The organism is Streptomyces sp. NPDC104226 (assembly GCF_055584085.1).
The window spans coordinates 1-14,945 of sequence record NZ_JBVJMS010000005.1 but is presented as its reverse complement, the minus strand read 5'-3'; the positions used below and the strand labels follow the sequence as shown (position 1 = coordinate 14,945).

Sequence of the window (14,945 nt, the reverse complement as noted above, 5' to 3'; positions counted from 1 at the left end):
TCAGCCGGACCACACGCCCATGAGCACTTCGTCGATCCGGTCCTGGCTGAGCCTCTCCTCGGCCGCGGCCGACGCCGCGATGATCAACTCCCCGCACAGCTCGATCTCGGCGAGCGCCACGAGGTCCTGCACCGTCGATCCGCCTGCGGGAGTCACGCGTGTCACCTCAATCTGCCGTCGTCCGGTCGCCGGCGCTCGGCTTCTCAGCGTAGGGAGCGCACGGCGGGGCGCGCATGACACCGATGGACCATTTCCGGCCCCCCCAAGGGGGATCGGCGGCCGCCCGTGGCCCGATCGCACCGCCCCGGGAGGCTCCGGCGGGCTAATCGGCGATCTTCCCGGCGTAAATGTCCCCTTCGGCCGGCAGCACGACGGCGACCGGGGTCCCGAATCCGTAGAGCAGCGTGGTGGAAGACACATCGATCACGCCGTCGTTCACATAGCTGAAGCGGTGCCGGACCTGCCGCAGCAGACCCTCGGAGTCCAGGTAGGCGTCGAACGGCACCGCGTCCTTGCTGAACCCTTTCGCCGCAGCCTCCAGCGCCCCCTTCACCGCCGGTGAGGCCTGCGCCGCGGCCCGCGCGATGTCGGTCGTCCCCCGGTAGTGGCGCACCTTGGTCCCGGCCACCTCGGTCTCGCCCACGTACGTCACCGCCTGCGCCCCGCGCAGCAGCTCGGCGGCGGCCATCGGATCGGTGGCCCCGCCGGTGACCAGGTTCCCGTCGGCGAGGGCCGTCGTGTCGATGCGGACCCACTTGTCGTCGGGGACGCCCGCGCCCCGGTTCTTCATGTACAGCGCGCCGGGCACCAGCAGCTCGGTGATGGGCCGGTGCTCGGCCTTGCCCTTGGCGTCGTCGGGGAGCATGACCAGCAGCTGCCCCATCCGGTTCTTGAAGTCGACCCCGCCCTCGCCCCGGATCGTGACCCGGGTCCCGCCCGTCGCCATCTCCATGGCCGTACGGGTCTGCGCGCTCCCGGTCCGCAGGAGCGCGTCGGCGGCACCGCGGACCGTCGCCGCCGGGTCGTCGGCGGGGCGGGCGTCGTCGCCCGCGACGGCGTCGCCACCGCACCCGCTCAACGCCGCCACCGTCAGGGCCAGGCCGACCGCGACCGCAGCCCGACCCGCGCGACCCCGCCTGTGCCTGTGCTGGTGCACCACCATCGCCTGCCAACCCCCAACGCATGACCGCTGTTGCCCGAGGCCCCCTACCCGCTCCGCTTAACGAGGTCCCGGGCCTCCCGTCACGGCTGCGCCCTCCGTGCGCCGGGCCAGTGCCCCGGCCGCCCCCGGCCCGGTACCTTGGTGGAGTGGATCCGCACACCGAAGCGACGCTCGTCCCTCCGCTTGCCGCAGTGCCGCTGCCCCGCGACCCCGGTCCCGGCACTGCCCCGGCTCCGACACCATCCGCCGACCACGCCACGAGCACCTCTGAACGGGGCTCCTTCAGCCTGGCCGCCTGTACGTGCGGCTGGCGCGGCCCGGCCCGCCGCTCCCGCGACCTGGCCCGCAAGGACGCCGCCGGCCACGCCCCGGAGTAGCCCGATCGGACGGCCCGGCTGGCCGGTGCGCCCGGGAGCGGTTGCCCTTGTCTCATGCCCGGACCCGCGCCACGACTCGCCGCCCTCACCTGGGCCCTGCTGATCGCGTTCGTCCCCGTCGCCCCGGCCCGGGCCAGCCCCGTGGGCACGGCCGACGGGCCCGGCGACGTCGCGCTGGCCATCGGCGTCACCACCGCCGCGGCCACCGCGACCGGCCTGTGGCTGCGCTCCCGCTACCGGCGCTCCGAGGCGGAGACGGACGCCACCGACCACGGCGGCGAACCGTGACCCCGCCCGTGCCGCCGCCCCCGAACCCGCCGCCTCCGCGGTCCCGGCCGGCCGCCGTCCGCGTCTGCTTCGGGGCCGCGGCGCTGTGCCTGCTGGCCGCCGTAGCCCTGAGCGTCTGGAACGCGTACGGCATCGGCTGACGCTCCGGACACCGCCCGGAGCACCGCCTCAGGCGGCGAGGTCGTTCTCGTGCCCGCGCCCCGCCGGCTCCGTCGCCGCGAGGTCCACCGGCCGGGGCACCACGCGGTCGCGCGCCCGGACCAGGACGCCCAGCCGCGGGGACCGGGCCACCCTGCGCACCACCGGGGTCAGCAGGGCCATCGCGAGCGGCGCGAGCAGCAGCACCACCGCGGTGCCCAGGGCGAGCCCGCCGATGACGTCGGTCGGGTAGTGCAGGCCCATGTAGACCCGCGTGAACCCCTCCGCGAGGGCCAGCCCGATCCCGATGAAGCCGAGCTTTCGGTGGGCGACGAACAGGCCGACGCCGAGCGCCATCGCCAGCGTGGCGTGGTCGCTGACGAAGGAGAAGGCACTGTGGCCGATCCCGGCGCCGGGATCCAGCACCTCGACCCCGCCGTGCTGCGCGGCCGGCCGCGGCCGGCCCACGAACTCCCGCAGCGGGACGTTGAGGAGCAGCGCGGCCCCGGCGGCGAGCGGGGCCCACACGAGCGCCGCGAAGGACTCGACGGCGGCGGCCTCTTCCTGCCGGCGCGCTCCGCGCCAGCACCACAGCACCAGGAGGACGAGGGCCAGCAGGATCCCGTACTCGCCGAGGAGCGCGACCGTCCGGTCCAGCCAGCCCGGGGCCTGCCGCGCCAGTCCGTTGATCTCGTACAGCAGGCTTACATCCACGTTCGGCCCACCTGTTGTGAGTCCAGCCATGGTGATGCGGCCCCTTGCCCTTGCCTTGGTACCCGTACGGCCGCACGCCGATGTGCGGCCCTTCGCCCCCCGGTGATCAATCCGGCGCTTCCGCTCGTCCTGCCCCCAGTGACCATGGAACGCCCGTTCTGGCGGCTGCGTTCCACTCTCCACTGAACGATCACCCCAACGTTATCGAAGAGTGACTCATCGTTGCAGCTCAGGGCCTTCGGTTCACGCTGTGTTGCCGACGCCTTCGCGCCGGGGCAAGGCCTCCGCGCCGTCCTTCGTCACTCGTGTGGCGCCGAAGTAGTCGGGCGTGTCGATCTTGTCGAAGCGGATCACGGCTCCGGTGAACGGGGCGTTGATCATGTATCCGCCGCCCACGTAGAGCCCGACGTGCCGGATCTCCCGGGAGTTCGTCAGATCGTCGGAGAAGAACACCAGGTCCCCCGGCAGCAGTTCGGCGCGCGAGGGATGCGGACCGGCGTTGTACTGGTCGTTCGCCACGCGCGGCAGATCCACCCCCACCGACTCGTACGCCGCCTTGGTCAGCCCCGAGCAGTCGAACCGCCCGCCCTGCTCGGGCGTCCCGTTGCCGCCCCACAAGTAGGGGGTGCCCAGCTGCTTCTGCGCGAAGTAGATCGCCCCGGCCGCCTGCTGCGAGGGCGCGACCCGCCCGATGGGGGCCTCGAAGCTCTTGGCGAGGGTCGTGATGGTCTTCACGTACCCCTGGGTCTCCCGGTACGGCGGCACGCCCCCGTACTTCTGCACCGCCCCCGGACCCGCGTTGTAGGCGGCCAGCATGTTCGAGACGGCGTCCCCGGGCACCTTGCCCACCTGCCGCGCCAGCACGCAGTCGTACGAAGCCGCCGACGGGATCGCGTCGTTCGGATCCCAGATGTCACGGTCCCCGTCGCCGTCCCCGTCGATGCCCTGCGTCGCCCACGTGCCCGGGATGAACTGCGCGATGCCCTTGGCGTCCGCCGGGCTCACCGCGCCCGGGTTCCAGCCGCTCTCCGAGTACAGCTGGGCCGCCAGCACCGCCGGGCTCAGCGTCGGGCAGAGGTTGCCCCACTTCTGCACCAGGGACTGGTACTTACCCGGCACGGCCCCCTTCGCAAGCCCACCGGCCCGCCCGCCGACGCCGGCGATGCCCGCGGCCGCCGAGTACGTACCGACCACGAGCAGGGCGAGAAAGCACAGGCACGCCCCGAAGCTGATTCCACCGACCACCCAGAGTCTGCGCACCCGCCAACCTTCCCCCATCGAACGGCTTTTCCCGGGACTCCCGCCACCCCGTGTCGAATCATCCCGCCGGGGCAGCGGCACAGGAACCGTCGCACCCGCGGCACTTGGAGCACGGACCCCCGCGGACGGGTGAACTCATACGACGATACGAAGTACTTGAACCCCTGTCTGCCTACTTCGGGCTATCCCCTCGGCGCGACGAACAGACTCTGTGCGCTCCGCCCGATCGGCCCCTTCTCGTCGTGCAGCCGCGCGTCCGCCAGCCCGATGCCCGCCGCGTCCACGCTCGTACGGGCCTCCACGGACACCCATTCACCGGCCGGATGGCGGTGCAGGTGCACGGTGAGGTCCCCGTTGACGAACAGGTACCGCCCGAAGTCCACGACCGAACTGATCCCGTTGCCCGAGTCCGCCGCGACCAGCACCCGGTCCAGCGGCCGGGGCTCCTCACCGGCGACGAGCGGCACCCTCATCCGCATCCAGCAGGTCCCGGGACCCAGCTCGACGAACGCACCCTGCGTGAAGCGGGTCTCCATCGCCGAGTGGTACCCCTGCTCCCACGGCACCGGAAAGAACGGCGTCGGCCCCACCTCCCCCGGCGGCGGCAGCTCCGGCCCGGGTACGACAGACGGCACGGACTCCCCCGCCACCCGGATCCGCAGCGCCCGCGCCAGCATCACGGGCGCCGCCCCGGCGGGAGCGAGCGCGGCCTCGACCACCTCGGTCCCGCGGCCGGCCCGCAGCACACTGGTCGTCAGCTCCAGCGGGCCGATCGGCACCGGGCGCAGGATCTCGTAGGTGATCCGGGCGATCCGCATGTCGTCCCGCCCGCCCGGCCGTTCCTCGATCGCCCGCCCGAGCAGCGCGGCCGGCGGCCCGGCGTGCTGCGAGCCGGGATCCCACGGGCCGCGCGTGTAGCCGCTCGACAGGAACCGCCCCGCGTCGACCCGCTCGTAAAACCCGTCCACATCGCTGACACCGCTCTGGGCACCCATGCCGGCCACGCTACCGACTGGTAATCCGCGCCCGCCAGCCCCACCCCCCGACGCGGAGCCCGAAAGCTCAGCGGGCGAAGCCCAGCCCCACCCCGAGCCCCACCAGGACCGAGCCGATGGCCCGGTTCAGCGCCTTCTGCGCCTTCAGCATCCGATCCCGCAGGCGGGAGTTGGAGAAGAACAGCGCAACCGCCCCGAACCAGCCCAGGTGCGCCGCCGACATGAACAGCCCGTACCCGGCCTGCTGCCACACCGGAGTCCCCGGCCCGACCACCTGCGTGAAGGTGGACACGACGAACAGCGTGGTCTTCGGGTTGAGCACGTTGGTCAGGAAGCCGCTCCTGAGCGCCCCGAACGGCGTCAACCCGCCCTTCTCCTCCAAGTCCACGGCCACCTCGGCCCGCGCCCGGAAGGTCCGTATCCCGATCCACACCAGGTACGCGGCACCCGCGAGCTTGATCACGGTGAACAGTTCGGCGGAGGAGGCGATCAGCAGACCGACCCCGAGCATCGTGTAGGAGACGTGGACCAGCACCCCGGCCGCGACCCCCGCGGCCGCGAACAGCCCGGTGGGCCGACCGTAGAGGTAGCTGTTGCGGACGACCATGGCGAAATCCGCGCCGGGACTGATGACGGCGAGGAAGGTGATGACGGCTACTGCGATCACTTCGGTCATACGCCGATGCTCCCCGGACCCTCCCACGACGATCAAGAGCTTTCCGCATCCCGGCCACCCGACGACCAGGCAACTCCCCCACGGGGAGACAATGAGGACGTGCTCAAGCCCCCCTCCACCGGTCCCGCCGCCCCCGCCCCGCTGCCCCTCCTCCAAGCGGACTGCACCCACTGCTTCGCGCTCTGCTGCGTGGCCCTGCCCTTCGCCAAGTCCACCGACTTCGCCGCGAACAAGCCCGCCGGCACCCCCTGCAAGAACCTCGGCCAGGACTTCCGCTGCGGCATCCACACCCGCCTGCGCGACAAGGGCTTCCAGGGCTGCACCGTCTTCGACTGCTTCGGCGCCGGCCAGCAGGTCTCCCAGATCACCTTCGGCGGCCGCGACTGGCGCTCCCACCCCGCCACCGCCGCCACGATGTTCACCGTCTTCCCCGTGATGCGGAACCTGCACGAGCTGCTCTTCTACCTCGCCGAAGCCCTCACCCTCCCCGCCGCCCGCCCCCTGCACGCACAGCTGCGCACCGCCCTGGCCGACACCACCCGGTGGACCGGGGCCACCCCGGAGGCCCTCGCCGAGTTCGACATCACCCCCCTGCGCCAGGAGGTGAACACCCTCCTCCTCGAAACCAGCGAGCTCGTACGGGCGAAGGTGGCGGGCCGCAAGAAGAACCACCGCGGCGCCGACCTGATGGGCGCCCGCCTCCCCGGAGCGGACCTGCGCGGCGCCAACCTCCGCGGCGCCTACCTGATCGCCGCCGACCTCAGCGGCGCAGACCTGCGCACGGCCGACCTCATCGGCGCGGACTTCCGCGACACCGACCTGCGCGACGCGGACCTCACGGACGCCCTCTTCCTCACGCAGCCCCAGCTGAACGCCGCCCGCGGCAACGCCGCGACCCGCATCCCGCGCTCCCTCACGCGCCCCGCGCACTGGCCGGACACCGACCCGGGCCACTGACGGCGCACACCGCACACGGATGCGCCCCCGACGCCCCCGAACCACACCCCGTTGCGCCAAACGGCGCGGCCCGATCCGAGCCACCACCGCACCGAGACGGCAATCATTGCCCATGGTCACCCCGCGTGATACACAGAGTGACGATACGTTCTTTCCCCCACACGCCGCCCGACCCCAGGTCAGGACATACGGACGACACCCGGGGCGACGGATCGGGTAAAGAGAGCAGTCAAGTCGACATCCGACGGCGGTTTCATCAGGGAAGATAGGGCGTGACCCCTGCCGTCCGGGCACGGGCTACCGGAACTACCCATACAGGGGCGGTGAGTTACATGATCCTGGCAGCCGAAAAGGGCGACATCACCACCATCATCGGCGGAATCGCCCCGAATTGGGGCCCGTTCGGAAGTCTCGGCAACGAAGCGAAGGTCATGATCGAGGTGGTCATGGCCGTGGCGATCCTGCTCTGCCTGGGCATCGCCATCTGGGGCGCGGCCAAGCAGCGCATCGGCGCCACCGCACTGCGCGACACCTTCAGCGCGGAACAGGGCAAGGGCCTCATCGTGGCCGGCCTGACGGGCGTCTTCATCATCGGATCACTGGGCACCCTCTTCACGATCGTCTACGGAATGGCCGTCTAGCCCGAGCCCTGATGAGGACTCACCACACCGCGCCTGCGCGGATACCAGCGCTACCGTCGTACGACGCGGAGGGGGCGAACACCGAATGAGCACCGACGACCAATACGGTGGCGGCGAGGTCGGCGGCACCGGCCAGACCCGTACCCGCTTCCCGGAGCCCTCGGACCCGTACGCCCCACCCCGGCGCACCTCCCGAGGCCTGATCACGGTCGTCGGCGTGGTGGTCCTCCTCATCGCAGCCATCGCCTTCGCCAACCAGTCCCACACCCCGGAAGCCCCCCCCACCGCCGACAAGGCCCCCGCCACCACCAACCCGACGGAAGCCACGGGCATCCCCCCGGTGGACGGCAAGTCCGGAGGCATCCCGAAGGGCTTCGCCCAAACCGAACAGGGCGCCCAGTCAGCGGCAGCGAACTACGCGGTGGCCCTCGGCTCCGACGGCATGTTCAAGAAGAACACCCGGCACACCCTCGTGGACGGGATCTACACCCCGGACGCAGCAGCCAAACTGAGAGCCCCTCAGGACGAGGCGTACTCGTCCGCGTTCCTCGCCAAGCTCGGCCTCGACGCGAACGGGAACCCTCCCCAGGGCAGCACCTTCGTCACCCGAGCCGTCCCCGTCGGCACCCGGACCGACAGCTTTGCGCCCACCAGCGCGAAGGTCTCCGTCTGGTACACGGGCCTCATCGGCATGTCCGGGCCGAAGTCCACCGACCCGGTCCGCACGACGTGGAAGACCTGGACGTTCGAACTGGTCTGGGCGAACGGAGACTGGAAGGTCGTCTCCGACTCCCAGCAAGAAGGTCCGGCGCCGGTCCCCGGTGATGCGGTCGCGTCCCCGTCCGAGGAGATCAGCAAGGCCATCAAGGAATTCGGAGGCTTCACCTATGCCCGCTAGCCTCCGGCTCCGGGCCGGCGTGCTCGTCGCCTCCGCCCAACTGGCCATCGTAGGACTGGCGAACCGTGCCTACGCCGCCCCGACACCGACACCGACGCCGGCCCCGTCCACGCTGCCGAACGACGACCCCTGCGACCTGCTGATCGGCCCTGCGAAGCAGTACTGCAACGCCGAGGGCACCCCTCCGAACAACCCCGGCGCAGGCCTCGCTCCCAGCGACCCCACAGACGCCCTCAACCCCCTCGCCTCCCTGGCAAAGGGCTGCGCCGACGCCGCAGCCTGGATCGTCGGCGAACTCAGCAAGGCGATCAACGGCACAGCCAACGTCGACTTCACCAACGGCACGTTCCTCAAGCAGTACGCCATCGTCTTCGCCGCCTCGACCATCCTCACGCTCATCCTCTGGCTCTTCGCCGTAGCCAAGCGAGCCATCCGCGGGGTCCCCTTCACCACCGCCATGTCCGAAGCCATCGGCTTCCTCTGGCTCACCGTCCTCGCCTCCGCCTTCACCCCCCTCATCCTCTACACCGTCGTCTCCGCCACCGACGGCGTCACCGAGGTCATCGCCTCCGCCACCGGCGGCCAGACGGACGTCTTCTTCGGCTCCTTCGCCGAGGCCCTCAAGAAGGGCGACGACATCGGCGGCGGCCCGATCATGCTGATCGTCGTCGCGCTCGTCACCGTCCTCGCCGCCGGCGTCCTCTGCCTCGAGCTGATCATCCGCGCCGCGCTCCTCTACGTCGGCGCCCTGCTCGGCACCGTCGTCTACGCCGGCCTCGTCGACCGCAACCTCTGGGGCCACGTCCGCCGCTGGGCCGGCATCATGATCGCGGTCATCCTGGTCAAACCGGTGATCGTCATCGTCCTGGGCCTCGCCGGAGCCCTCGCGGGCGAGAAGGGCCCCAACGCCTTCTCCGCGGTCGTCTCGGGCCTCGCCATCATCCTCCTGGCGATCTTCGCCTCCGCGATGATCTACCGCTTCGTCCCCGGCTTCGGCGACGAGATCGCCTCCGCCCGCAGCAACCGCAGCAAGGCCACCGACGGCGCCCAGGCGGCCGCCGTCATCAGCTCCCCGGCCTCCCTCGTCTCCCAGGGCATCAAGACCCACAGCAGCCGCGGCGGCGGCGGAGGCGGAGGCGGAAACAGCGGCGGCGGCGCCCACCGCGCCGGCGGCGACAACCAGATCTCCGGAGGCATGGCCGCACACAGCAGCCGTCGCTCCGGCGGCGGGAACAGCGGCGGCCCCGCTGCCGCACCCCCGCCCCGTACGGGCTCCAGCACGAGGAACACAGGAGGTGACGGGCGGTGACGACCCAGTCGCACCAGCTCCACCCGGTCACGCCCCGCCGCACGTATCTCATCGGCCGGGCCCGGCCGAACGCGATCGTCGGCAAGAACCGCGAGACCGGCGAGATCGCCCTGATCATCGTCGGCGCGTTCCTCGGCATGATGAGCGGACTGCTCGTCCCCTCCCTCACCCTGCGCATCGTCTCCCTCGCGGGCTTCCCGATGCTCGCCCTCGCCGCCGTCTACGTCCCCTACCGCGGCCGCACCTTCTACCGCTGGTTCGAGATCAACCGCAGCTTCAAGCGCACCCTGCGCCGCGGCACCACGTTCCGCTCCGGCGCCATGGAGGCCGGCATCCGCGCCGGCGACGGCCGCGAGGTCGAGGTCGGCCCGCCCCCCGGCATCGGCCGCATCAACTGGCTCGCCGCCCCCTTCGGCCCCGACGAGATCGCCGTCCTGCTCCACGCGGACCGCAGGACCGTCACCGCCGCCATCGAGATCGAGGGCCCCGGCGTCGGCCTGCGCGACAGCGAGGACCAGGAAGCCCTCGTCGACCGCTTCGGCACCCTCCTCAAGCACGTGGCGAACGGCGACGGCTTCGTCACCCGCCTGCAGATGCTCGTACGCACCCTGCCCGCCGACCCGGAGGCCCACGACAAGGACGTGGCCGCCCGCGGTGACACCAACGCCCCCGTCTGGCTGCGCGATTCGTACGACCAGCTCCAGTCGATGGTGTCGACCTCCTCCGAGCAGCACCGCGCGTACCTCGTCGCCTGCATCCACTTCACCCGCGAACTCGCCGCCGAGGCCCACACCATCGCCCGCGCCGCCACCCCGGCCAAGGGCCGCAGGGTCGACCGCGACGCCGGCCTCGCCATCGTCATGGCCCGCGAGCTCACCGACATCTGCGCCCGCCTCGCCGAGGCCGACATCCGCGTCCGCCAGCCGCTGGGCCAGGGCCGCCTCGCCTCCCTCGTGCACTCCATGTACGACCCGGACCACCCCATCGACCACATCCAGGCCATGACCAAGCGCAACGCCTGGCCCGCGGAACTGGACGCCGTCGAACCGACCTACCTCCAGGCCAAGACGCGCGAGTCCTCCACCCGCGCCCCCTGGTGCCACGCCACGGCCTGGGTGAAGGAATGGCCGATGACCCCGGTCGGCGTGAACTTCCTCGCCCCGCTCCTGGTCCACACCCCCGACGTCATCCGCACGGTCGCCGTCACCATGGACCTGGAGCCCACCGAGATCGCCATCGAGCGCATGCTCACGGAGAAGACCAACGACGAAGCGGACGCATCGCGCGCCGCCAAGATGAACCGCACCGTCGACCCCCGCGACATCGCGGCGCACGGCCGGCTCGACCAGCGCGGCGAGGACCTCGCGAGCGGCGCCGCCGGAGTCAACCTGGTCGGCTACATCACCGTCTCCTCCCGCTCCCCCGAAGCCCTCGCCCGCGACAAGCGCACCATCCGCGCCTCGGCGGGCAAGTCCTACCTGAAGCTCGAATGGTGCGACCGCGAGCACCACCGCGCCTTCGTCAACACCCTGCCGTTCGCCACCGGCATCCGACGCTAGCTGGAGGGAACGGCCGCCCATGCGAGATCCCATGACCGCCCTGACGGACGCCTTCACCAGCTTCCTGTTCGGCAAGGTGGAAACCACCCGCCTCCCCGTCCGCACGTCCACGGGCCAGGCCCAAGCCGTCTACCTGCCCACGGCCGCCCCCGGTCTCGGCGACTCCGGCGTCATCATCGGCCGTGAGGTCTACAGCGGCAAGGGCTACATCTACGACCCCTTCCAGCTGTACGGCCAGCAACTCCCGGCCCCCCACTGGCTGGTCCTGGGCGAGTCCGGCAACGGCAAGTCGGCCCTGGAGAAGACCTACGTCCTGCGCCAGCTCCGCTTCAGGGACCGCCAGGTCGTCGTCCTGGACGCCCAGGGCGAGGACGGCGTCGGCGAATGGAACCTCATCGCCCAGCAGCTGGGAATAACCCCCATCCGCCTGGACCCCATCGCCGCGAACGACGACGGGATCCGCCTCAACCCCCTCGACCCGGCGATCACCGCGACGGGCCAGCTCGCGCTGCTCCGCACCATCATCGAAGTCGCCATGGGCCACGGCCTGGACGAGCGCTCCGGCTTCGCCCTGAAGGTCGCCCACGCCTACGTCGTGGAAACCATCACCGACCGCCAGCCGGTCCTGATGGACATCGTGGAACAGCTGCGCCACCCGGAGCCGGAATCCGCCCTCTCCATGAACGTGGCCATAGACGATGTCCGCGCCTGGGGCCTGGACGTCGCACTCGTCATCGACCGCCTGGTCGACGGCGACCTGCGCGGCATGTTCGACGGCCCGACCACCGTGGGCATCGACCTCGACGCGCCCCTCATCGTCTTCGACCTGTCCCACATCGACCGCAACTCCATCGCCATGCCGATCCTGATGGCGATCGTCGGCGTGTGGCTGGAGCACACCTGGATCCGCCCGGACCGCAAGAAGCGCATCTTCCTGGTCGAAGAGGCCTGGCACATCATCAACAGCCCGTTCGTGGCCCAGCTCTTCCAGCGCCTCCTCAAGTTCGGCCGGCGCCTGGGCCTGTCCTTCGTGGCAGTGGTCCACCACCTCTCGGACGTAGTGGACGGAGCAGCGGCCCGCGAAGCCGCGGCGATCCTCAAAATGGCCTCGACACGGACGATCTACGCCCAGAAGGCGGACGAGGCCCGCGCCACGGGCCGGGTCCTGGGCCTCCCCCGCTGGGCGGTGGAGATCATCCCGACGCTCACCCCCGGCATCGCGGTCTGGGACGTGAACGGCAACGTCCAGGTCGTCAAACACCTGATCACCGAGGCCGAACGCCCCCTGGTCTTCACGGACCGTGCCATGACCGAATCCTCGGTCCAGCACCGGCTGCCGGACGACCTCCTCGCCGCCGAACTGGAGACAGAGGAGCGCGCCCTCCTGATGGAACGCCACCGCAACGCCGGCGGCTCGGCCACCACGGTGGCCTGACATGCCCCAGCGCACGGACCACCCGGACCCCCGCCCCCAGGGCGGCATCCCGGACGGCCTCCTCGTGGGCCTCCTGGCCTTCCTCCTGGGCCTGGCCGTCCTCACCTGGACGGCCACCGGCCTGGCTGCACTCTTCACGAAGGGCGCCTGGCCGAGCAAGGTCACCTTCACCCGCACCCCGACCGCGGTCCGCTCGCTGATAGCTCAACCCCACGACATCCCGGCCGCCTGGCCGGACACACCCCCCGAGGCCCTCTCCAACTGGGGCCTCTTCTGGGGACTGTTCATCAGCCAGCTCCTGGTCCTGCTGGTCCTGACCATCTTCACCCTGGGCGTCGTAGCCCGCACCAAATCCCGCCGCCGCCTCAAAGCCGAACAGCCCCAGCAAGCCCCTCCGGCACCGCAGCACTACTCGGCCTCTCCTGCGCCGCAGCCCATCTCAGCCCCTCCGGCGTTTGAGGAGCGGGGGCCCGGGGGCTGGCCCCCGGCAACGGCGCCGCACCCACCCACACTCCCCACCCCCACCAAGCCCCACCCTGCGCCGCAGCGACACTCAGCCCCTCCGGCGTTTGAGGAGCGGGGGCCCGGGGGCAGAGCCCCCGGCAACGGCCCCGCGCCCACGGACGAGGCGTACCGCTACGGCTTCGGCTACGCCCCAAGCCCGCCGCAGCCCCCCACCCCGCCCCAAAGCATCGCCTACGCCCCACCCACCGCCCGCCACACCACAGCCGCAGAGGCCATCGCAGCCGCCCCCGGCGCCGTCCTCGTCATCACGTCCTCCCCCGCCCTCTGGTCGGACACGAAGGACGCCCGCTCCAAACTGGGCCCCGTCCTCCTCTACGACCCCTCGCACCTCTGCGACACCCCGGCCCGCATCCACTGGAGCCCCACCGAAGGCTGCGCGGACCGCGCCACCGCCGCCGCCCGCGCCATCGCGCTCCTCGCCCCGGTCCGCCCCCAGGCACGTATGGACTCCGCCGTCGCGGACACCGCGGAAACGCTCCTTCGCAGCTGGCTCCAGGCCGCCGCCCTGGACAACCGCCCGTTCAAGCAACTGCACCGCTGGGCCCAGGGCACCAACGCCCAGGAACCGATCCGCATCCTCCGCACGCACCCCCAGGCGGCCACGGCCGCCCCCGGCGCGGCCGGCGAGCTGGAGAGCGCACTCACCGCCCACCCCGACCGCCGCGAACTCGCCCAACACCTCGCGGGCCGGGCCCTGACGGCCCTCTCCTCGATCCACATCCGGGAATCCTGCACCCCGAACCGAACCGATTCCCTCGCCCTCGCATCGTTCGTCTCCGAAGGGGGCACCCTCTACGTGGTGGGCGAACCCCTGGAAGACCCCCGGGCCCACCCGGGTGCGATGCCGCTGCTGACCGCACTCGCCTCCAGCGTGGTCGAGCACGGCCGCCGCATGGCCGCACGGTCATCCGACGGTCGGCTCGACCCACCACTGAGCCTGGTCTTCGAGGACGTCGCCGCCGTCGCCCCGATCCCCCAACTGCCGCAGCTCCTCCAGGACACGGCGCTCCCGCTCCTCGCCCTGTGCCGCAGCCGCGAGCAGGCCCGCTCGCGCTGGCCTGAGGCGGACCTCCCCGTAGCCGCCCGCTAAGCGGGCCGCGGGAAGACGTACTCCAGCTCCTTCGCCGACGGATCGGTCGGCATCGGCACGACCTTCCCGCTCGGCACGAACCCGAAGCGCCGGTAGAACGCCCCGGCCCGCGCATTCTCCTCGTGCACGAAGAGCCGTACGCGCGCCAGCACCGGCTCCTCCAACCCCCAGGCCCACTCCAGCGCGGCCGCGAACAGCTCCTCGGTCAGCCCGATACCCCGCTGCGCCGGCCGCACGAACACGCCCACGAAGTGCGCCTGAGCCTGCTCGATCTCCCCGTCGAAGATATCGGTCGTGCCGGCCCCCTCGACGAGGACGCTCACCGTCCCGACCCATTCCCCATCGGGCCCCTCGGCGACGAACTGCCGGACGCTCGAACCGAACGCAGCCCCGGCAGCCCTCTCCTGCCAGAACTCGTCAGTCCTCGCCTCGCCCTGCTCAAGGGTCTCCAGGAAGGCCACCGGCGCCGCCGGATCCCGCAGAGCCGCGAGCCGCAGCTCCTTCACCTTGGCCCACTCGTCAGCCCGGACAGGACGTATCAGGTACTCGTTCATACCTCGGGATCCTAACGAGCCGGCCCACCCGACCTCACCCGAATTTCCCGTGAACGCAGAAAAGCCCCGCACCGAACCCGTAAGGGCTGGTGCGGGGCTTTCCCACAATGATTGTTCGGCGGCGTCCTACTCTCCCACAGGGTCCCCCCTGCAGTACCATCGGCGCTGAAAGGCTTAGCTTCCGGGTTCGGAATGTAAACCGGGCGTTTCCCTAACGCTATGACCACCGAAACACTATGAAGTTAACCAACCGGATACGACACAGTTCGTTACTTCAGAACTAACACAGTGGACGCGAGCAACTGAGGACAAGCCCTCGGCCTATTAGTACCAGTCAGCTCCACCCGTTACCGGGCTTCCACATCTG

General features: G+C 71.1%; 17 protein-coding genes and 1 rRNA gene. 10 read left to right on the top strand and 8 right to left on the bottom strand.

The genetic code is table 11. The annotated features are described in order from the left end of the window. Together ACZ60J_RS16435 and ACZ60J_RS16430 are read right to left on the bottom strand one after the other, a co-directional pair. Entirely contained in the window at nt 1-156 is a 156-nt protein-coding gene (locus ACZ60J_RS16435; RefSeq protein WP_469683310.1) for a hypothetical protein, read from the bottom strand. Between the two features lie 166 nt (nt 157-322). Further along, a complete protein-coding gene (locus ACZ60J_RS16430; RefSeq protein ID WP_469682491.1) occupies nt 323-1,162 on the bottom strand; it encodes an SCO4651 family lipoprotein in 840 nt (279 codons plus the stop codon). Between the two features lie 146 nt (nt 1,163-1,308). Between ACZ60J_RS16430 and ACZ60J_RS16425 the strand changes: the two genes are divergently transcribed. From ACZ60J_RS16425 to ACZ60J_RS16415, 3 genes are read left to right on the top strand one after another with little or no spacing between them, the layout of a single operon-like run. Then, nucleotides 1,309-1,539, top strand: a complete 231-nt coding sequence (locus tag ACZ60J_RS16425; RefSeq protein WP_469682489.1) for a hypothetical protein — start codon at nt 1,309-1,311, stop codon at nt 1,537-1,539. Between the two features lie 54 nt (nt 1,540-1,593). Further along, complete coding sequence (locus ACZ60J_RS16420) at nt 1,594-1,827, top strand: hypothetical protein (protein WP_469682487.1); 234 nt, start codon at nt 1,594-1,596, stop codon at nt 1,825-1,827. Then, on the top strand, nt 1,824-1,967 hold the full coding sequence (locus tag ACZ60J_RS16415; RefSeq protein WP_469682486.1) for a hypothetical protein: 144 nt from the start codon (nt 1,824-1,826) through the stop codon (nt 1,965-1,967). Before ACZ60J_RS16420 ends, ACZ60J_RS16415 begins: the two co-directional genes overlap by 4 nt. A gap of 28 nt (nt 1,968-1,995) precedes the next feature. On the opposite strand, the gene ACZ60J_RS16410 is transcribed toward ACZ60J_RS16415, so the two are convergent. The 4 genes from ACZ60J_RS16410 to ACZ60J_RS16395 all read right to left on the bottom strand — a co-directional run bounded on the left by ACZ60J_RS16410 (nt 1,996) and on the right by ACZ60J_RS16395 (nt 5,610). Next, a complete protein-coding gene (locus tag ACZ60J_RS16410) occupies nt 1,996-2,709 on the bottom strand; it encodes a phosphatase PAP2 family protein (RefSeq protein WP_469682485.1) in 714 nt (237 codons plus the stop codon). Nucleotides 2,710-2,922: 213 nt separating this feature from the next. After that, nucleotides 2,923-3,939, bottom strand: coding sequence for a C40 family peptidase (locus tag ACZ60J_RS16405; protein ID WP_469682483.1), 1,017 nt, complete (start codon nt 3,937-3,939; stop codon nt 2,923-2,925). Nucleotides 3,940-4,121: 182 nt separating this feature from the next. Beyond that, the gene (locus tag ACZ60J_RS16400) at nt 4,122-4,934 is read right to left on the bottom strand and encodes a thioesterase family protein (RefSeq protein WP_469682481.1); all 813 of its coding nucleotides are present in this window, start codon (nt 4,932-4,934) and stop codon (nt 4,122-4,124) included. A 67-nt stretch (nt 4,935-5,001) separates the two neighbouring features. After that, nucleotides 5,002-5,610, bottom strand: coding sequence for a LysE family translocator (locus ACZ60J_RS16395; RefSeq protein ID WP_243339416.1), 609 nt, complete (start codon nt 5,608-5,610; stop codon nt 5,002-5,004). 99 nt (nt 5,611-5,709) lie between these two features. Here ACZ60J_RS16395 and ACZ60J_RS16390 point away from each other — a divergent pair, with 99 nt between their 5' ends. The 7 genes from ACZ60J_RS16390 (at nt 5,710) to ACZ60J_RS16360 (ending at nt 14,024) form a co-directional block, all read left to right on the top strand. After that, complete coding sequence (locus tag ACZ60J_RS16390; protein ID WP_469682479.1) at nt 5,710-6,567, top strand: pentapeptide repeat-containing protein; 858 nt, start codon at nt 5,710-5,712, stop codon at nt 6,565-6,567. A gap of 332 nt (nt 6,568-6,899) precedes the next feature. Continuing rightward, the gene (locus ACZ60J_RS16385; protein ID WP_008742356.1) at nt 6,900-7,208 is read left to right on the top strand and encodes a hypothetical protein; all 309 of its coding nucleotides are present in this window, start codon (nt 6,900-6,902) and stop codon (nt 7,206-7,208) included. Nucleotides 7,209-7,293: 85 nt separating this feature from the next. Next, a complete protein-coding gene (locus tag ACZ60J_RS16380; RefSeq protein ID WP_469682477.1) occupies nt 7,294-8,106 on the top strand; it encodes a DUF8175 domain-containg protein in 813 nt (270 codons plus the stop codon). Beyond that, the gene (locus ACZ60J_RS16375) at nt 8,096-9,415 is read left to right on the top strand and encodes a hypothetical protein (RefSeq protein WP_469682475.1); all 1,320 of its coding nucleotides are present in this window, start codon (nt 8,096-8,098) and stop codon (nt 9,413-9,415) included. Before ACZ60J_RS16380 ends, ACZ60J_RS16375 begins: the two co-directional genes overlap by 11 nt. After that, on the top strand, nt 9,412-10,974 hold the full coding sequence (locus tag ACZ60J_RS16370; RefSeq protein WP_469682474.1) for an SCO6880 family protein: 1,563 nt from the start codon (nt 9,412-9,414) through the stop codon (nt 10,972-10,974). Before ACZ60J_RS16375 ends, ACZ60J_RS16370 begins: the two co-directional genes overlap by 4 nt. 19 nt (nt 10,975-10,993) lie before the next feature. Beyond that, on the top strand, nt 10,994-12,409 hold the full coding sequence (locus ACZ60J_RS16365; RefSeq protein WP_469682472.1) for an ATP-binding protein: 1,416 nt from the start codon (nt 10,994-10,996) through the stop codon (nt 12,407-12,409). Nucleotide 12,410: 1 nt separating this feature from the next. Next, nucleotides 12,411-14,024, top strand: a complete 1,614-nt coding sequence (locus ACZ60J_RS16360; protein WP_469682471.1) for a type VI secretion protein — start codon at nt 12,411-12,413, stop codon at nt 14,022-14,024. Here ACZ60J_RS16360 and ACZ60J_RS16355 read toward each other — a convergent pair. Both ACZ60J_RS16355 and rrf read right to left on the bottom strand, forming a co-directional pair. Further along, nucleotides 14,021-14,578, bottom strand: coding sequence for a GNAT family N-acetyltransferase (locus ACZ60J_RS16355; RefSeq protein ID WP_469682469.1), 558 nt, complete (start codon nt 14,576-14,578; stop codon nt 14,021-14,023). The two genes, ACZ60J_RS16360 and ACZ60J_RS16355, sit on opposite strands and share 4 nt — an antisense overlap. Nucleotides 14,579-14,691: 113 nt before the next feature. After that, a 5S ribosomal RNA gene (gene rrf, locus ACZ60J_RS16350) occupies nt 14,692-14,809 on the bottom strand. Nucleotides 14,810-14,945: the final 136 nt, after the last annotated feature.